The organism is Pseudomonas xionganensis (genome assembly GCF_009763245.1).
GTDB classification, from domain to species: Bacteria; Pseudomonadota; Gammaproteobacteria; order Pseudomonadales; family Pseudomonadaceae; genus Aquipseudomonas; species Aquipseudomonas xionganensis.
This window is the reverse complement of record NZ_WKJZ01000001.1, coordinates 288493-305979: the sequence shown is the minus strand read 5'-3', so window position 1 is coordinate 305979 and position 17487 is coordinate 288493. Positions and strand designations below refer to the sequence as shown.

Below are 17487 nucleotides of genomic sequence, written 5' to 3'. Positions count from 1 at the left end.
CATCAGTTCCTGATCGCCCAGAATTTCAGCTCAAGCCCGGAGAACTCCCCGGACACGTGGAAGGCGAAGCCGCCGGAGCGCTCCAGTTGCGCCAGCTCCTCGGAGCTGAGTTCCAGGGCGAAGTAGGTCTTGCCCGAGTGGAAGGGGATCTGCCGCGGCGCCACCGGCAGGGGTTTGACCTTGATCCCCGGCAGGTGCAGGTTGACCAGTTGGCGGATGCGCTCCACCGGGCCGACCTTGAGGTGCGCCGGCAGGCGGTTGCGCAGCTCTTCGGAGTCGCACTGGGCGCTGGCGGCGAGGACGAAGCTGGAGGTGCCGAGCAGCTTGTGGTCGTGCAGCGGCGACACCTGGATGCCGTACTGACGCTGTTGCAGCAGCAGCTCGATGGCATGCTGCTCCAGCACCATGGACAGCACCTGACGGATCGCATCCATCAGCTTGCGAAAGCTCAGGCCCTGGTCGCTGTGCAGGTAGCGGCTGTCCAGGCGCGGGCGCTTGATCTCGCTGGAGAAGGTCGACAGCTCGCCGAGCAGGCCGAGCAGCTCGCGGTAGATCTCCTCCGGGTGCACCTGCTCGATGCCCAGGTAATGGCGCAGCACCGGCTCGAAGCGGTTGATCAGCTGCAGCATCATAAAGTCGCCGAATTCGGCGCCGCCCACCTTGCCGGTGGCGCGGATACGTTCGGCGAGGATATCGCCGCGGTGGGCGAGCATGCTGATCACTTCCTTGAGGCAGCTCAGCAGGTAGCCGGAAGCCTGGAAGTTGACGTAGGTGGGGATAAATTCCGGGTCGAGGCTGATCACCCCGTCCGGCGTGGTGTCCAGCACGTCGCACAGCTTGAGCTTCACATAGGCCTGGTCGCTCTGCTGTTCGCCGAGCAGCAGGCGGAAGTCCGGGCGGCCGCAGCTGACCTGGCTGGTGGCGCTGTCGCCGGCGTTGGAGTCGACCACTTCCTCGTCGAAGGCGGTGTAGCGCGCCAGCACGTCCTGCTGCTCCGGGCGGCGGCTCTCGATATGGTTGCCGGTGACCAGGGGCAGGGCTAGGTAGATCGGCGTGTTGCCGGTATTGGGCGGCACATCCAGGGCCAGGGGTTCGCGCTCGGCGCCGATATCGAACAGGCTGCCATCGGGCAGGATGCCACTGGCCTTGCTCAGCACCAGCTTGCCCATATTGAGGAACTGGCGGTCGATCTCCAGCTCGAAAAAGCCCCAGGCATAGCTGGACAGCTTCTGCGTGCGGATCTTCAGCTGCTGGTCGTAGTAACGGTCGTTCTGCTGGAAGTGCTGCGGGCGCAGCAGCATGCCTTCCTGCCAGACCACTTTATGCATGGTCATGGCTCAGTCCTCGTCCTGAATGGTCTGGATACCCTGGGCATCCAGGCGCAGTTCGCTGCGGTTACGCTGCTGCTCCTGCAGGGGGATGACCAGGCGCCAGTGGCTTTCCGGCAGATCGCGGTAGGCGGCCAGCACGCCGACATAGCGGCTGCCTGGCTGCACCGAGAGTTTCAGCTCGCGGGTTTCGCCGGGGCGCAGCTCCAGCTCTTCCTGCACCACCATATCCGGGGCCAGGGCTTCCTTGGGGCGCTGGTAGAGGCTGAAGAAATCGGCATTCTCGAAGGCCACCGGATGCTTGAGTTCGATCAGGCGTAGCACGATGGGCGAGGGCCGGCCGTGCAGGTCCGGGTTGAGCGCTTCACTGCCCGCAAGGGTCAGGTCGAGCTTGGTCATCTCCGAATAGGGCGACAGTGCCGCGCAGCCGGTCAGCCCGAGAACGGCGGCCAGCAGGGCGAGCAGGGTAAGGCGGGACATGGCAATCATCCTTGAACGTCGGTGTTGAGGGTGGCGATCAGGCGAACCTGTTCTTCATAGCTGTGGGCGAAGTCGCGGGCGAACAGGCGTTCACTCCACTCATCGTTCTGTTCCAGGGCACTGTGCAGGCGGCGGTAGGCGCGCCAGCGGCTGCCGGCGGTGGCGATCAGCGGCTTGCGCCCCTCACGCTCGAAACGCAGGCTCAGCTGCTCCGGCGACAGCTGCTGGAACATGCCCTTGAGGGCGGCGCGGCTGGCGGCGAGCAGGGCCACCTGATGGGCCTGCAGGTCGCGGAAACCACGGCTGATGCTCTGTTCCGCGCTGAGGGCGCCGGGCTTGCCGCCGCGCAGCAGCGTGGTCAAGGCCTCCGCGCTGTCGGCGCTGTGCTTGAGCGGGTTATTGCCGGCGCTCTGCACCGTGGTCAGGGCCAGGCGCAGCTCATTCTTCAGCTCGCTGCGGGTGCGCAGGGCCTGCTGCAGGCTGCCGACGCTCTGCTTGAGCAGCCTGGCGGCATTAATCGCCAGGGCTTCGCGAGCCTCGTCGTCGAGGTCATCCAGACGTACGCCCAGGGCTTCGCCGAACTTGTCCCAGAAGCTCGGCGGCAGGCGAACCGGTTCCGGCGCAGGCTGGGCCACGGGCGCTGCCTTGGGCTCGACCAGCTGCGGTACCAGCAGGTTTTCCTCGTCGATCTGCGCATAGTCGCGCTGCTGCGCCGGCGCCACCTGGGGGCGGATAATGGCGGTCAGGTCATCCACCTGGGCGTAGACGCGCTCCTGCTGGTCGAGGGCGGTCAGCGGGTCGAGGTCGAGAAAGGCATCGTCTGGAATAATGCTGCCGGCCGGCTGGGCATGACCGATATCGCCCTCGAACAGGGCTGGATCCTGGATCAGCCGCGCACGAATCTCGAAGTCGCCCAGGCAATACACGCTACCATGCTCGATGCGCTGGGGCTGACCCTTGCGCAGGCCGGCGCCGCTGTCCTTGAGCTGGATGCCATTGCTGCTGGTATCGGTCAGAAAGAACGAACCATCGCGATAGCTCACCTCGGCATGGCGCCCGGACAGCACGCGCTTGCGATCCGGAATCACCCAGTCGCAATCCTCGGCCCGGCCAATAATGCCGCCGGCCTGCTTGAAGGTTTTGCTGGTCAATAGACCTGGCACGAACTGCTGTGCACTGACCACATCGAAAACCAGTTCCATGGTTGTTAACTCCTTGCGGTCAGTTGCCGCGGCTTACTGCTTGCGGTTCGCCCAGGGGGCGGTAGTCATCGTCGCTGAACTTGTAGTTGCCGCTGCAGGCGGACAGGCATAGGGCCAGGGCGAGCAGGGTGGTGTACTGAATATGTTTCAAGGATCCCTCCGTTAATATGTTGATGATTAAGTTATGTTCTTCCAGTCAGTGATTTTTATACTGCACCAATGGGCGTCAGTAATTAGTTATGAAATGGAAATATATGCCTCTTCTATTTATAAGGGTGCAGGGGCCAAGTACAGAACCATTTCCAGTAGGGGACATGCTGGCGGCCATTCCGCTAATCAGCATGTAAAGAGGATCGCAAACAAAAAGATTTGTGCGGCTTGTGTGGGAAAGTGCTTTTTCGAGTACGTTGTCTTTAAAGTACAAACTGTATTTTTCTTTTCCGGTAGGAATGGCCAGCGGAATCGTTACGAGCACATGTAGTGCTATACCGCTCCAGCGTAGTTCCGGCTCGTAGTAAGTCCACACCGTATAAGGTCCTATGACTTTGATTTCATCAGGCTTTCCCCAGGCCTTCAGAATTCTTGCATCGTCGTACCTTTTTTCTACTGAGCCTCCGTAATTATAAGAGATTTTACGACTTGTATTATTGGCTCCGCTTTGAAATGAAATGGGTACAGCACTGCTCGGTGTGTTTAAGTACGCTGGGTAATCCATAGTTGCGATTGCGCCTATCCCAATGCATCCAGAGACAGTTAGTCCTGCGCATATGGAAAATATGGATTTGATCAATATTTTTTTATTTGCGTGAATAGCGGCTTTTTGAGCTAATCGTAAGAAGCCAATATAGGGCAGAGTCATTATTGCCAAGGGTTTCATGCGTCCATTCCATAAAGCTTGAAGCTTTTTTCTAGGCGCGTGAAAACACAGCCGGACCTATATAGGGCTGGTGAGTAAATACAGTTCAGGCTATCGCTGAGCATAGGCTTTCTGCCTGTCGGGTGAACGTTCCATGTCAAACGGTGGCAATTTTCAAGGGCGACATTCGGTCTGTCGTTGACGTCGTCCACGCTATAGCTATCGAATGGTTCTAATGGTGAACGGGGTTCGCCGTAATGACCCGTATGCTTCATGCAATCCTCCAGAGCGACCAGGCTTTCAGCGCCTCGCTAAAAATCACCAGTCCCAGTACGGCCATGCCCAATTTAGGTAGTAGCGGCGCTGCAAGTAACAGAGGAATGGACGGAAGCAGAAAACACAGGCGAAAGGGGGTCTGCGCAAGGCCGAGCAGGCGAGCCATTCGCGTTTGGCACAGAAACAGGACACATGACACCAGGACGGAGAGCTGCAGCAGCCAGGACAGGGAGACCATGGCGATGCTGGCACTGCCGTGCTGTTCGAGCAGGTGCCAGGTGGCCTCTAAATCACTGAAGTAGGGCCGACGACCGGCGCGCCAGCTGCTGACGCAGTACCAGGCGATATAGCAGGCGTCGAGGCTGCCCCAGAGCAAGTAGGTGATGCGCTCTTGCGCGCTTATGGCGCGTTCTGGCTGCGGGTGAACAAGCCGCGACCGTATCTGGCCTCGAGCAATTAAGCTCTGGCGGCTGATGGAAAGGCGTTTAAGCATCTTCTTCGCCGGACCAATACCAAAGCGTCGCGCCCCAGCGTGAATCGTCGAAAGCCGGCATGATTTCGCCTTGCTTGAAGACGCGCCGAGAACTGGCTTGGGCCGGGGTAAACCAGTAACCCGCTTTGGGGCATGGCTGTCCAGATTCAACGCGACCGGTCTGCGTAGAGTTAGGTGATGAACTGAAATTACGGGCATAAGCGACCAAGTCTTTGGGGTAGACCATATGATCGACTGCGCTGTCGTCGATATCATAAAGGAAGGCAATAGCAGCTGCTTCGAAGGCCCAGTAGCCGTAATAACTACCCTCGTCACCGTCGATATCTAGGTGGGTGTCATGCCAATTGGTTTGCTTGTCTTCAAAAGCGCTATACCACTGGCCGCAATAAAACTTCAGTAATGCGGATGCCTCTTCTTTAGTGGGCGCATAAATAGCTCGGATTAGTGGCGTATAAAGATCGTGATACCACTCATCTAGGTCATGGCGGTCAGGTAAAACTTTGCGTAGTAGGTCTTCATACAGTGTGTCTTCACCGGCATAACCCGCGTTGTCTAACAAGGCGACAAAGCGCTGCAGCAAGTCTATTCGATGCAGCAAAATGCAGAGACTTATAACCTGTACGCACTCTTCGTATTGTCCAGGCCAATTGTCGATGGCGAGGGGAGAAATATTGGTTACTTGCTCATAGTCGGCGAGGGCGCTCTGGTAGCGTTCAAAGTTTAGAATGACCTTTTCGAGCGGTTGGATAAGTGACTCTATTGGTTCTCCAGCGGTGTAGCGAATGATTAGCGCGCTTAACGCATCCTGCTTGTATTCGTTGGCTTTAAGCGATGCCTCCTGGCCAGGAGCGTCTTCTTCTAGGTCTTTGTCGTGCCAGAACTCTTCTGACGAGTCATAAAGGGAGACGAGGCTCTTGTAGTAGCTCTCAGTAATGAAAGGTTGTCTTCTGTTCATATCAGGCTTCGATCTTCAGGGACGGCATGCTGCCGTACTTTCTGCTGAGTGAACTCTTACGTTTGTTCACCGCTTTCTTGACTTCCTGCTCGCTGTAGTGGAAAGCGGAATGCTCGCCATGATCGGCGTCCGTCCCGCCAGCGAGTCGCACTTGAGCATGTTTTTTTGGGCTGCCAGACGGGTGGTATAGCGGAGCGAAGAACAGGTGCCTGCTGTAAGAGAGGATCACTTCGCGATACAGGTGAGCACCTACTTGTTTTCTCAGGCAGGCAGCGACCCACTCCTTGCTCATCTGTACTTGGACTGCCTTGGGGCTTGATTCAGCTGTATCAGCGGAGCGCTTGTTTGGAGCGTTGTTCGCGCTTTTCCCGGATGATTTCTCACTGCTCCGCCTGCCTGGGCGCTTGCTTGGAGCGGAGTCCGGGTTGTCTTGTGCAATGGGCTCCAGCAATTCACTTGGGTCAGTCAGGCCTGAAACTCCTAACTTGGAGGTGATACCTGGTTTGCGCGTATTGTTAAGCTTGCGCAGGAACTTTGGTGCATCCTCATCCTTGCTCGCCTTTGCTTCGACAATGGCGAACTTCTTCCCACCGTTCGTTGCCGGATCGGCGCGCCAAACAGCATCGATACCGGTGCCGTTGGCACCATCGGTTAGTTTGTAAAGCACGTGGGGCGATTTAGGGCTGCCGCCTTTAGAAAGCTTGCCCATTTTGCTGGCGCTGGGCTTGCCTTCCAGCCACTGGCCTTCGGCTCCCTTGTCGTGACCATCCCAGTCTTTGCCCCAGCCAAACTCCTCGGCGCAGATGTAGTCGGCGATATGTTCGCCGCTGACGCCTAAACCTTCGTTGGTCAGGCTGGATAATGTTTGGGTGCCGAGGCTGGAGTTATCTATTTTGTTGGAGTGTGTCTGGCTCGCACCGTCTTTGCCTTCTGCGGCCACTTGAGCATCTTTGGCGGCCGGTTTTTGTCCTTGGCTGGTACCTCTCCCACTCGCCGCCGCCGCGCTATTACGCTGCATGCGTTTCCACTTATTCAGGCGCTTCTCTACGATGCCGATCAGCATTGGCATGTTGTCGCGTGAGCTGGCCAGCACCGTTAATACGGATGACTGCAACCAGATCGGAAGGCTCTGGAAGGCTGATGATCCCTTTACCCCAGCAATAATTTCATCCAACTCTGCACGTAGCGCTCCAGCGTTGAATACCTGTGAAAGCAGCTCTTCAGGGCTGGTCTTGACACCGCACTCCTGAAGAACGAAGCGCAGTAGGTCAAACAGTACAGGCGCAAAGCGCTGAGGGTCTCGATTGACAATACGCAGGCTTTTTTTCAGGCCGTCACCCGGCCCGGGAATCCAGCCAATAATGGCCATGAGTAAGTCAAACTGTGCGTCTTCTTTGCCTGGATCGGTCTTTTCGTTATAGAGCCGAATGGATGACTCAACTGTGTCATAGGCATCAATCGCTTGACCGAGAAAAGGTACGGCACCGAGAGCAATACCTGTAGCCAGTTCGGTGAGTGCTTCGTTATAGGCCGCCTGATTGCTGTCTTGATCTTTTGTACTCATGCCAGCCTCCCTGCTGCTTGCTCAACCAGCGCCTGCAAGTCCACTTGGTTAGGGTCAAGTCCAAGTTTGCGCAAGTCGTTTTCGATACTTTCTTCAGTAACCTCGACTGCCTTGATGGGCTTGCGTACGAACGGGCGAGGGTCTTCGCCGTACCACACCTTGGCCGGCCCAGGCGGTACATCTTCTAGGCGAGCGAAGCCATCAGCGTCCAATACACCCTCGCAGACGGATCCGTCTGTAAACTCGACGCGATAGGCGGCCCCAGGTACAGGTTCCAGATTTCTGTAGTGCAGGTTCAATTCCAACCAGGTGGGGTTGGCGTTAGCCCTGTCGAGTAGATTGCCCGCCTTATCCTGATCCGCCGCCCACGGAATGACCGGCGGCAGAATGCTTATCCCGCTGCCCTTGCCCGGCGCACCACCGGAGTTGATCTTGATCGTCGCGCCGCTCAGGGTGACGCCGCCCGGATCGAGTTTGAGGAAGCTGCCGCCGCCTGTGGCGGTGAGTTCCATGCCGGCGTCGATCACCACTTTGTTGCCGGCGTAGTAGTGGATTTCATTGCCGGCTTCGATGAACTGGCCGACGCCGACTTTTACGTGCTGGGTGTTGGCCACGCTCAAGTGGTCGTTGCTGCGGGTTTCCACCTTGCGGTCGGCGTGGGTGGTGCGGTGTTCTTCGGCCTGGAATTCGCTGTAGCTATTGGCCTCGACCGTGTCGTGGCGCTGGTTGCCGATACGGATTTTCTGGTCGTGTTCGATGTTCTCGTCCCAGTCGCGCTCGGCGTGCAGGTAGATCTGCTCTTCGCCCTTCTTATCTTCGATGCGCAGTTCGTTGTAGCCACCGCCGCCAAGGCTGCTGAGGGTCTTGAATAGGCTGCGGGTCTTGTTGGCCGGCAGCTCGTAAGGCACCACATGGGCGGCGTGGTACAGGCAGCCGGTGATCAGGGGCTGATCGGGGTCGCCTTCGAGGAAGGTGACCAGCACTTCCATGCCGACACGCGGAATGGCGATGCCGCCGTAGCCATCGCCGGCCCAGCTGGAGGCTACGCGCAGCCAGCAACTGCTGCTGTCGTCGCCCTGTCCCTCGCGATCCCAGTGAAACTGCACCTTGACCCGGCCGTACGGGTCGCAGTGGATTTCCTCGTTTATCGGGCCGGTGACCACGGCGGTCTGGCTGCCGAGGATCTTGGCTTTGGGGTGGCGCAGCGCCGGGCGGTGCGGCACATCCCAGGGGGTGGCGGTGAAGTGGTTGCGATAGCCCTGCTGGAAACCGTCCTTGGCCTGGGTATGGCTGGTGATGGACTCTTCCAGCACCTGGGGCTGTTTGCCTTCATGGCTGACTGCGGTCAGCAGCCAGAGCTGGTTGAAGTCTTCGCGGCTGTGTTCGCACAGGTCCAGGTAGTGGCCGCTGCGCAGCAGGGGCTGGTCGCTGTCGCCACGGGCCAGTTCATAGTCGCTGCGATGGCGTTCCAGGTTGCGTTTGGCCAGGTGCTTGCCGCGCTCGCGTTCGACGAAGCGGCCGGGGTAGTCATAGTCTTCCAGGTCCGGGCTGAACTCGCTGGCGAAGGCGGCTTCCATCAGCAGGCGCGGCTTTTCGAAGTCGTAGTCGCGGCGGGTGACCCGGTTGCTGCGGGTTTCCAGGCGCAGGCCGAAGCGTTTGACCACCGGGTCGGTGGCGACCAGGCCGCTGTCCTGCTGGTAGGCGGTTGCCGGGAGCTTGGGGAAGACGCTCTGGTCATCGCCAAACACCAGCACATGCCCGTCAGGGCTGTGCTGGAAGTGGTAGTGGATGCCTTCTTCCTCGCACAGGCGCTGAATAAAGTGCAGGTCGCTCTCGTCGTACTGCACGCAGTACTCGCGCTGCGGGTAGACCGTGGGTCCGAACTGGAATGTGTAGGCATCGCTCTGGATGCCGTGCTCTTCGAGCACCTGGCTGATGATCTTTTCCACGCTCAGGTGCTGGAAGATGCGCTGGTTGATGCGGTGCGCCAGGTAGGCCAACTGCGGGCGCAGGGTCACGTGGTAGCGAGTCAGGCGCTGCCCGGAGTCACCTTGGGCGATGCGGTAGATCAGGCCGTGAATGCCTGTGCCATTGGGGCTAAGGGCGAGGAAGGCCGGGCGATGCAGCAGGCTTTCCAGATCGAGATCCGGGCGCTCGCTGATCAGTTCCAGCTCGAATACAAACGGCTGGCTGATGGCTTCATGGCCGCTGAATTCGAGCACCTGCAGATCGTGGCTGACGCCTTCGATGCTCAGGCTGAAATGGGTCTGGTTGGCGTTATGGAACATGCTCTCTCCTTAAGCCTTACACGTCAGCCGGGCTGATATTCAGCCGCTGCATGCGGTACAGCAGGGTGCGCCGGGGCAGGCCCAGCTCGCTGGCGGCACTGGTCTGGTTGCCGCGGTTCTTGCGCAGGCAGTCGAGCAGCAGGCTGCGCTCGACCCGCTCCAGGCGTTCGCGCAGGTTCATGCCGCTGCTGTCGGGTTGTTGCGTGTGCTGCAGGTCGAAGTGCTCGGGCAGCAGCTCACCGCCCTCGCATAGCAGCACGGCGCGCGCGATCAGGCCCTTGAGTTCGCGCACATTGCCGGGATAGGCGTAGCCCGCCAGGTAATCCAGCGCCGCCTCTGACCAGCGATAGGCATCGCGCTGCAGGAAGCAGGCGGCCTCGACGGCGAAGTGCCGCGCCAGGCGCAGGATGTCCTCGCCGCGGGCGCGCAGGGGCGGCAGCTCGATGGGGAAGTGCGACAGGCGATAGAACAGGTCTTCGCGAAAGCGTCCTTCCTCGACCAGGCTGCGCAGGTTGTGGTGCGTGGCCGAAACGATGCGTACATCGACCTTGTGTGTGCGGGTCGAACCCAGGGGGCGCACTTCTCCTTCCTGCAGTACGCGCAGCAGTTTGGCCTGCAGGCTTAGCGGCATATCGCCGATTTCATCGAGAAACAGGGTGCCGCCATTGGCCGCATCGAACAGGCCCTGGTGGTCGCGGTCAGCGCCGCTGAAGGCGCCCTTGCGGTAGCCGAACAGCTCACTCTCCAGCAGGTTTTCCGGCAGCGAGGCGCAGTTCTGCACCACAAAGGCTTTGCTGCGCCGGGAGCCACAATCATGGATGGCGCGGGCCACCAGCTCCTTGCCGGTGCCGGTTTCGCCGGTCAGCAGGACGCTGACCGCGTTATGCAGCACCTTGCCGATCAGCTGGTACACGCTGCGCATCGCCGGGCTGTCGCCGATCAGGCCGTAATTGCTGGCGCAGGCGGGCGTGGGCGGCGCTGCGACCTCGCTCTGCGGTGCGCGCAGGCGCTGCAGCAGGTGCAGCTGGGCGATGGCGAAGCCGCCCAGTTGGCCCAGGGAGTCGGCGAAGCCCTGCAGCTCGCGGGGTTTATGGCTGGCGATAAGGAGCAGGCCGTTGACCTGTTTGTGCTCGTCCAGCAGGGGTTGGCACAACAGGCTGCGCCAGGGCTGGCCGCTTTCCGGGAGGAAGCCGACGCTGTGCAGGCTGCTGTCCAGTTCGTTGAGGCTGAGTTGCTGGTTCTGGCACAGGCAATACTGCAGCAGCTGCTCGCCGTCATAGTCGCTGGGCAGGCTGGCCTCGGCACGGGGTTGCAGTTGGCCGTCCTGCCATTCAGCGCTTAGGGTCAGTCGGGTGTGGGTGGCGTCGAGCAGGTACAGCTGGCTCAGCTCGCAGTTGGCCAGCTGGGCGGCGGCTTCCACCAAGCCGCCGAGCAGCGTCTCGCTGTTGGCTTGGCGCGCCAGTTGGGCGAAGCGCTGCAGCAGCGCCTCGGCATAGCGCAGCGGCTGGGGAATCTGGCTGAACATCAGCGACTGGTTAAGTGAACTCACAGACCACCGCTCCTTCGCCGTTCAGGGTGGCGCGTACCTGCTGCACGGTTTCACCGCTCGCCATGGCGTCGAGCAGGCGGTCGACCACCAGCGGCTGCAAGTGCTGGTCGATCAGGTGGTCGATCAGACGCGCGCCGCTGTCGCCATGGGTGCAGCGCTCGGCCAGGTGCTCGACCAGGCCGTCGCAGTGGCTGAAGGCGAGCTGGCGACGAGCCAGGCGCTCGCCGAAACGGGCCAGCTTGAGGCCGACCAGTTGGCGCAGCAGGTCGCTGTCCATGGGGTAGTAGGGCACCACGCGCATGCGGCCGAGCAGGGCCGGCTTGAAGTGCTGGGTGAGCTGCGGGCGGATGGCCAGTTCCAGGTCCTCGGCAGCCGGGCGCTCGCCGCCGGCACAGAGGCTGGCGATGCGCTCGCTGGCCAGGTTGCTGGTCATCAGGATCAGGGTGTTGCGGAAGTTGATCTCGCGCCCTTCGCCGTCGTTGGCCACGCCCTTGTCGAAGATCTGGTAGAAGACGTTCATCACGTCCGGGTCGGCCTTCTCCACCTCATCCAGCAGGATCACCGAGTAGGGCTTCTGCCGTACGGCTTCGGTGAGCATGCCGCCTTCGCCGTAGCCGACGTAGCCGGGCGGCGCGCCGATCAGACGCGAGACGGTGTGTTTTTCCTGGAACTCGGACATGTTGATCACGGTGAGGAAGCGCTCACCGCCATACAGCAGGTCGGCCAGGGCCAGGGCGGTCTCGGTCTTGCCCACGCCGCTGGGGCCGACCAGGAGGAACACGCCCACCGGCGCATCGGGCCGGTTGAGGCCGGCAGCGGTGGCGCGCATGGCCTTGTCCAGCGCCTGGATCGCCTGCTCCTGGCCGCGCACGCGCAGGCGCAGGTCGTCGGCGAAGGTGATCACCTTGCGGTTGTGCTCGCGCGCCAGCTGGCTCAGCGGCACCCCGGTCCAGTGGCTGATCACCTCGGCCACCAGGCGCGGGCAGACCTCGAAGCTGACCAGGCGCTCGCCAGCCTGGGCGGCGGCCAGTTCGGCCTGGAGGGCGCGCAGTTCGGCTTCCAGCTCTTCCAGGCTCGCACGTGGCTCGTCGGTTTTCTCTTCCTCGCCAGCAAGACGCGCCGCGGCGCACTGCTTGCGCTGCTCCAGCAGGCGCTCGGCCAGCTCACGCTGCACCGCCCAACGGGTTTCCAGCTGCTCCAGCTCGGCGCGGGCGGCGACCAGGCGGGTTTCCAGGGCATCCAGGGCTTCGCCGTCGATGGCAAGACCGGCGTCCAGGTCGCGGCGCATGGCCTCGCCCTGGCGCTCGCCCTCGGCGATCTCGCCGCGCAGGCGCTCCAGCGCCTCGGGGGCGGCGGCCAGGCTGATGCGCACGCGGGCGCAGGCGGTGTCGAGCACGTCCACCGCCTTGTCCGGCAGCTGACGGCCGGCCAGGTAGCGCGCCGACAGCTCGGCGGCGGCGACCACCGCGTCGTCGCGCAGGTAGATGCCGTGGCTCTTTTCGTACACCGGGGCCAGGCCGCGCAGGATGGTCACCGCCTCGTCGACGCTCGGCTCGTGCAGCTGCACCGGCTGGAAGCGGCGGGCCAGGGCCGGATCCTTCTCGAAGTACTTCTTGTATTCGCTCCAGGTGGTGGCGGCGATGGTACGCAGCTCGCCGCGAGCCAGGGCCGGCTTGAGCAGGTTGGCGGCATCGCCGCTGCCGGCCTGGCCACCGGCGCCGATCAGGGTGTGGGCCTCGTCGATAAACAGGATGATCGGCTTGGGCGAGGCCTTGACCTCGTCGATCACGCCCTGCAGGCGGCGCTCGAACTCGCCCTTGACGCTGGCGCCGGCCTGCAGCAGGCCGAGGTCCAGGCACAGCAGCTCGACGCCCTTGAGCACCTGCGGCACCTCGCCGGTGGCGATGCGCAGGGCCAGGCCCTCGACGATGGCGGTCTTGCCCACGCCGGCCTCGCCGACGACTATGGGGTTGTTCTTGCGCCGGCGAGCGAGGATATCGACCATCTGGCGGATTGCGCCGTCGCGGCACAGCACCGGGTCGAGCTTGCCGTCGCGGGCCTGCTGGGTGAAGTTGTGGGTAAAGCGCGCCAGGTTCGACTCGCCCGGCGCCGCCGCTTTGCCGCCCGCGGCCTGCGGCTGCTGGCTGAGGGCGAAGTCGCGCAGGCGCTCGGCATTGAGCGTGCTCAGAAGCGCCTGGTAACGGCTGCCGGCGTAGCGCATGGGGTTGCGCAGCAGGGCGAGGATCAGCGCGGCCTGGTCGATCTGGCTGGCGCTCAGTTCGAGGTTGGCCACCAGCAGGGCGTCCTGCAGCCACTGCACCAGTTCGGCGCTGAATACCGGGTTGCGCGACTCGCTGTGCTCGCCACGCGGCTGCAGGGCCTGGGCCAGTTCACCGGCGTCCAGTTCGGCGTCCTGCAGGGCGCGCGCCAGCAGGCTTTGCGGGCGTTGCAGCAGGCCCAGCAGCAGGTCCTCGACCAGGATCTTGCTGCCGCCACGGATCACGCAGCGCTCGGCGGCGCTTTCCAGATCCTGTTTGCTGGGGGCATCCAGGGCTTGCACCAGTTGCTGTAAGTCGACGTTGATCATATCCATCTTCCTTAATGAGCCTTGCTGCCGAGGGTGACCAGGCCGTCGGCGTTGTCGCGGCCGAGCCAGGTGGTCCAGCCCAGCAGGCAGGGGTTGCCTTCGCCCAGTCGTAGGTCGCGGATTTCGTCCTGACGCAGTTCCAGGCGGATGTCGTAATCGAGGGGGTCGCGCAGGGTGAAACGCACCAGCGCGCACAGGGGTTGATAGCCGCTGCCAATGGGCAGGAATTCGTGAAAGCGCGCCCAGTTCAGCTGGCGGATATGGATGCGGAACTTGCCGCCGCGATCCCGTACCCATTCACCCAGCACCAGGTCTTCGCCGAGGCGGCTGTTGCCCAGGCCGAGGCGGTTGCGCTGCTCACCGAGGATCTCCACCTGGCGCTCCAGGCACTGCTCGATATGCAGGTCGGCGTGCTTGAAGTAGTAGCGCAGCACCGATTCGATCAGCGCCGCCGAGTGGGCGCGCAGGCTGAGCAGGCCAAGGTAGGGCAGCAGGCGCTTCCAGTTCAGTTCCGGGGCGCTGCGGATGCTCTCGCCGTCCAGGCCGATCAGGGCGAACAGCTGGGCGGAGAAGCGATCCGTGGCGCCACTCTTGAAGCGCGCGTGATAGCGGTATTTCTGCCAGGTGGGCAGCAGCAGGCGTTGCAGGCGGTTGTTGAACAGGTCGAGAAAGTCCCGCGTGGGGTTGCCGTCGATGCTGTCGCCCAGGGCCTGTTCGCCATAGAAGGCCGGCAACGGTGAGCCGCCGCCGAACAGACTGACCAGGTTGATGCGCAGGCGCGCGCGCAGCTCGCCCTGTTCCTCGAAGAACTGCACCTGATCGATATCGCTGCCGGGAAAGCCCAGGCTCGGGTTGGCCTGGAACTCCAGGCGCTGATACAGCGCCTCGTCGTCCAGCAGCGGGTCGGCTTCGCGCAGCCGTTCCAGCACCAGTTGCACACCCTGAAACAGGCTGTACTCGCGGATGCCGGCGCTGAACCTGTTCAGAGCAGGGGCTGTTGCCCCATGCGTGGCGTCCATTGGTACACCTCTCCCTGGGTGCTCTGTACGCGCAGCTCGTGGTACGAGTTGAGGCTGGCGTACAGGGCAAAGAATTCATTGAGTACCGAGGCAAAGAGGAACATGTCGCCCTCGCCCAGGTAGTGTTGCGGGTTCATCGTCAGCAGGGTGCGCACCCCGCGTATCGGCAGGCCACGGTGCAGGCGATCGACATGCTGGTGGGCGATGCTGTGCATGCCGGCGAGCATGTTGCGGCTGACCTTCTCCGCGTGCTGGTCGTAGTAGCGCGGCAGGTCGTAGGTTTCCAGAATCACCTTGAGCGCCTCGACATTGGCCAGCGACAGGTAGTTCAGCGACATATTGCTGATCAGCTTCCACAGAAAATCGCGGTGCAGCGGCGGTGCATAGCTGGGCGTGACCGCGCTGATATTGCGGAAGGTGAGAAACTCCGGGGTGTCCTCGCTGGGCAGGCAGATATCGCCCAGGCCGAGCTGGCGCGGCAGGTTCTGGTTGGTGCAGGTCAGCTCGATGGACAGCGTCTCGTGCTGGTCGAGGTTGCGCAGGCCGAAGCTCAGGTAGGTCTCCAGGCCGTCGCCGAGCAGCGAGGGTTGCTGGCGCACGCTGTAGTGCGGACGGGCATGGGGCACGTCGAAGCTGGGGTCGTGCTCGAAGGACTCGAACGGCACGTACTCCTCGTAACCCTTGCCACCGGGTTTCCAGCCGGTGACCCGATCCACCGAGAACACCCCGCAGTGCTGCGAGTCGAGTTCGGCCGGCAGCAGCAGGTACTGATCCTGTTTGCCGTCCAGGCGGATCGGGATGGCGTCGTGCTCGAACAGGTTGACCACCGGGGTGCAGTACAGGCGCACATTGTCCAGGGTCGGACGGATGCGCTGCACGCCGGCCTTGTGGATATCGAAACGCAGCTCGATGCCGCGCGCCTGCTTGAGCAGCTCTTCGGGCTGGCGGGCCAGCACGTCCAGGCCGTTGAGATCGACAAACAGGAACTTGTCCTGGAAGGCGAAGTATTCCTGCAGGTGGCGATAGCCGCGGAAGGTATTGAGCGGATAGGGGATCAGCGCTTCATCTTCGCCGAAACCCACCGGCTGTACCTGGCTGGCGGCCAGCTGCAGGGTCGCGAGGGGTTGCGCGTAGGCATCCTGCAAAGGTTTGCCGGCACCATCGAGCAGCACCAGCTGGATGCCGCCGAGGTGACGCAGCAGGCTGAGGTAGAGCATCTGGCTGATATAACGCTCGCCCGCCAGGTGCAGGCGCAGGCGCTTGAGCTGGATATCACCGATATGCCCATCGGCGCTCATGCCCAGGCGCAGGCTCAGCACTGCGCCGTCGCCCTTGACCGAATACTCCAGGTGCTGCAACGCCAGGGGCAGCACCTCGGTGGCGAAGGCGGTGCGGAAACGGCAGGTCACACCCTGGATCGCCCTGGCCTCCACCGGCGTATGCCGCGGCACCGGCAAGGCGCCGCCGGGGCGCTTGAGCGGATCGAACTGGAGCATGCTGAAGGCCGGCAGCGGGCGCATATAGTTGGGCCACAGCAGGTGCATCAGCGAGTGAGTCAGCTCCGGCAGCTCGTCATCGAGCTTCTGCCGCACCCGCCCGGTGAGAAAGGCAAAACCCTCCAGCAGGCGCTCGACATCCGGGTCACGCCCGGCCTGGCCGAGAAACGGCGCCAGCGCCGGATTGCGCTCGGCAAAACGCTTGCCGAGTTGGCGCAGGGCGGTGAGCTCGCTCTGGTAGTAGTGGTTAAAAGACATTAGTTGGCCTTCTCCATGGCCGATTCGATGCAATGCCAGAGGTCATCTGGCGCCTCTTCTTCGAGGTTGGCGAGATGCTCCGGCTGCAGGGTCAGATGCGGCAGCACCATCGGCTCTGACGAGCACCCATGCATGCTGATCCAGCCACAACGGCGCGTGCGATAACCGGGGGCGCTGACCGAAAGCCTGGTCCAGCAGCGTGGCGCATCGGCCTGCAGGACAATCAGGCGATAGTCGCGTTGCTCGGCAAAGGCAAAACGGCCTTCGGCGTCGCTGACCGTTTCATCGCCCCAGAATTCGTCGCTGCCGATATCCAGCTCAATTTTGGCGCCCACTACGGGCTGCCCCGTTTCGGCAGACAGTACGCGGCCCTCGATGGCAGGGTTTCGGGTCACCGAGTGTGGATAAGGGACGCAGGCACCCAGAGCCGAGAAAGCGGCGAGCATGAGAGAAATGCCCACCTTCCCTTGAGGAGAAAACTCGGACTGGCAGGGATGATGAAAAGACATCAGGCAGGGGACTCCGTGTCGTTGACGGCAAAGGCTTCCTGCAATTGCACGTATTCACGCCAAGCTTCTGGGTGGGCGGGGTCTTGCAACCACTCGTTGCGCTGCTCCTGAGTCAGAGACTGCCAGTAAGGCCACCAGTAGTGCTGCCACCAGTAATCGAGGCTGCCTTGCAGACTGACCAGTCCACCTGCATCGATATTGGGGAAGACCTGCCATGGCGCAGGAGGAGACAAATCGGGCAACGCCTGTAGCAGATCAGTGCTGTTGCTCACCAGCAGAAGCGTGGTTCCTTCGCCGATGGACTCGGTTTGCAGGGATACTGCTTCCTGACCTCGACGATAGGTCTGGAAACGACCGCTCTGAGCGCGCTCTAGGAAACCAAGCTCTGCAATCCGCTGCTCCATCCGTGAAACCACCTCGGCGATCACATGCGCATTCAGTAGATAGGCACCCAAACCATTGGCTGCCAGGGAGGTAACTCTCGGGTAATGACGCATAGCCTCCTCCGGAATGAAGACTTCGCGAGGAGGGTAGAGAGGCAGCAGTGGCTTCAGCTCGGCATTGACTCCTTGATTCCGAATTTGCTCGGCCGAAGTCTTTCTACGAAGGAATGCGAAGAAATTCATG

General features: G+C 61.9%; 15 protein-coding genes. All 15 read right to left on the bottom strand.

Annotated features, from left to right (window positions below):
* Positions 1 to 2: 2 nt before the first annotated feature.
* A complete protein-coding gene (gene tssK, locus GJV18_RS01420) occupies positions 3 to 1334 on the bottom strand; it encodes a type VI secretion system baseplate subunit TssK (protein ID WP_160342941.1) in 1332 nt (443 codons plus the stop codon).
* 3 nt (positions 1335 to 1337) lie between these two features.
* Positions 1338 to 1808, bottom strand: coding sequence for a type VI secretion system lipoprotein TssJ (tssJ, locus tag GJV18_RS01415; protein WP_160342940.1), 471 nt, complete (start codon positions 1806 to 1808; stop codon positions 1338 to 1340).
* Between the two features lie 5 nt (positions 1809 to 1813).
* The gene (gene tagH / locus GJV18_RS01410; protein ID WP_160342939.1) at positions 1814 to 3010 is read right to left on the bottom strand and encodes a type VI secretion system-associated FHA domain protein TagH; all 1197 of its coding nucleotides are present in this window, start codon (positions 3008 to 3010) and stop codon (positions 1814 to 1816) included.
* 19 nt (positions 3011 to 3029) lie between these two features.
* Positions 3030 to 3161 (bottom strand): type VI secretion protein, encoded by a 132-nt coding sequence (locus tag GJV18_RS01405; protein ID WP_160342938.1) that lies wholly within the window; start codon positions 3159 to 3161, stop codon positions 3030 to 3032.
* 75 nt (positions 3162 to 3236) lie between these two features.
* On the bottom strand, positions 3237 to 3887 hold the full coding sequence (locus tag GJV18_RS01400; RefSeq protein ID WP_160342937.1) for a hypothetical protein: 651 nt from the start codon (positions 3885 to 3887) through the stop codon (positions 3237 to 3239).
* A 250-nt stretch (positions 3888 to 4137) separates the two neighbouring features.
* Positions 4138 to 4635 carry a hypothetical protein gene (locus GJV18_RS01395; RefSeq protein WP_160342936.1) on the bottom strand — a complete coding sequence of 166 codons (498 nt, stop codon included), beginning with the start codon at positions 4633 to 4635 and terminating at the stop codon, positions 4138 to 4140.
* Positions 4628 to 5590 (bottom strand): PoNe immunity protein domain-containing protein, encoded by a 963-nt coding sequence (locus tag GJV18_RS01390; RefSeq protein ID WP_160342935.1) that lies wholly within the window; start codon positions 5588 to 5590, stop codon positions 4628 to 4630. The genes GJV18_RS01395 and GJV18_RS01390 overlap by 8 nt, the downstream gene beginning before the upstream one ends.
* 1 nt (position 5591) lies before the next feature.
* Positions 5592 to 7154, bottom strand: coding sequence for a hypothetical protein (locus GJV18_RS01385; protein ID WP_160342934.1), 1563 nt, complete (start codon positions 7152 to 7154; stop codon positions 5592 to 5594).
* A complete protein-coding gene (locus GJV18_RS01380; protein WP_160342933.1) occupies positions 7151 to 9442 on the bottom strand; it encodes a type VI secretion system Vgr family protein in 2292 nt (763 codons plus the stop codon). Before GJV18_RS01380 ends, GJV18_RS01385 begins: the two co-directional genes overlap by 4 nt.
* A gap of 16 nt (positions 9443 to 9458) precedes the next feature.
* Complete coding sequence (locus GJV18_RS01375) at positions 9459 to 10967, bottom strand: sigma-54-dependent Fis family transcriptional regulator (protein ID WP_160345921.1); 1509 nt, start codon at positions 10965 to 10967, stop codon at positions 9459 to 9461.
* A 10-nt stretch (positions 10968 to 10977) separates the two neighbouring features.
* A complete protein-coding gene (gene tssH, locus GJV18_RS01370; RefSeq protein WP_160342932.1) occupies positions 10978 to 13584 on the bottom strand; it encodes a type VI secretion system ATPase TssH in 2607 nt (868 codons plus the stop codon).
* 5 nt (positions 13585 to 13589) lie between these two features.
* A complete protein-coding gene (gene tssG, locus GJV18_RS01365; RefSeq protein WP_160342931.1) occupies positions 13590 to 14597 on the bottom strand; it encodes a type VI secretion system baseplate subunit TssG in 1008 nt (335 codons plus the stop codon).
* Positions 14561 to 16351 (bottom strand): type VI secretion system baseplate subunit TssF, encoded by a 1791-nt coding sequence (gene tssF, locus GJV18_RS01360; RefSeq protein WP_160342930.1) that lies wholly within the window; start codon positions 16349 to 16351, stop codon positions 14561 to 14563. Before tssF ends, tssG begins: the two co-directional genes overlap by 37 nt.
* Positions 16351 to 16860, bottom strand: coding sequence for a carboxypeptidase-like regulatory domain-containing protein (locus GJV18_RS01355; protein ID WP_160342929.1), 510 nt, complete (start codon positions 16858 to 16860; stop codon positions 16351 to 16353). The genes tssF and GJV18_RS01355 overlap by 1 nt, the downstream gene beginning before the upstream one ends.
* Positions 16860 to 17486 (bottom strand): hypothetical protein, encoded by a 627-nt coding sequence (locus GJV18_RS01350; RefSeq protein ID WP_160342928.1) that lies wholly within the window; start codon positions 17484 to 17486, stop codon positions 16860 to 16862. Before GJV18_RS01350 ends, GJV18_RS01355 begins: the two co-directional genes overlap by 1 nt.
* Position 17487 lies beyond the last annotated feature (1 nt).

What these genes read in the sequence shown, in the direction of transcription:
- tssK (WP_160342941.1), bottom strand. Translation starts at nt 1,334, where the DNA reads ATGACCATGCATAAAGTGGTCTGGCAGGAAGGCATGCTGCTGCGCCCG.
- GJV18_RS01390 (WP_160342935.1), bottom strand. Translation starts at nt 5,590, where the DNA reads ATGAACAGAAGACAACCTTTCATTACTGAGAGCTACTACAAGAGCCTC.
- tssG (WP_160342931.1), bottom strand. Translation starts at nt 14,597, where the DNA reads ATGGACGCCACGCATGGGGCAACAGCCCCTGCTCTGAACAGGTTCAGC.
- GJV18_RS01385 (WP_160342934.1), bottom strand. Translation starts at nt 7,154, where the DNA reads ATGAGTACAAAAGATCAAGACAGCAATCAGGCGGCCTATAACGAAGCA.
- tssH (WP_160342932.1), bottom strand. Translation starts at nt 13,584, where the DNA reads ATGGATATGATCAACGTCGACTTACAGCAACTGGTGCAAGCCCTGGAT.
- GJV18_RS01375 (WP_160345921.1), bottom strand. Translation starts at nt 10,967, where the DNA reads ATGTTCAGCCAGATTCCCCAGCCGCTGCGCTATGCCGAGGCGCTGCTG.
- GJV18_RS01400 (WP_160342937.1), bottom strand. Translation starts at nt 3,887, where the DNA reads ATGAAACCCTTGGCAATAATGACTCTGCCCTATATTGGCTTCTTACGA.
- GJV18_RS01380 (WP_160342933.1), bottom strand. Translation starts at nt 9,442, where the DNA reads ATGTTCCATAACGCCAACCAGACCCATTTCAGCCTGAGCATCGAAGGC.
- tagH (WP_160342939.1), bottom strand. Translation starts at nt 3,010, where the DNA reads ATGGAACTGGTTTTCGATGTGGTCAGTGCACAGCAGTTCGTGCCAGGT.
- tssJ (WP_160342940.1), bottom strand. Translation starts at nt 1,808, where the DNA reads ATGTCCCGCCTTACCCTGCTCGCCCTGCTGGCCGCCGTTCTCGGGCTG.
- GJV18_RS01395 (WP_160342936.1), bottom strand. Translation starts at nt 4,635, where the DNA reads ATGCTTAAACGCCTTTCCATCAGCCGCCAGAGCTTAATTGCTCGAGGC.
- GJV18_RS01350 (WP_160342928.1), bottom strand. Translation starts at nt 17,486, where the DNA reads ATGAATTTCTTCGCATTCCTTCGTAGAAAGACTTCGGCCGAGCAAATT.
- tssF (WP_160342930.1), bottom strand. Translation starts at nt 16,351, where the DNA reads ATGTCTTTTAACCACTACTACCAGAGCGAGCTCACCGCCCTGCGCCAA.
- GJV18_RS01355 (WP_160342929.1), bottom strand. Translation starts at nt 16,860, where the DNA reads ATGTCTTTTCATCATCCCTGCCAGTCCGAGTTTTCTCCTCAAGGGAAG.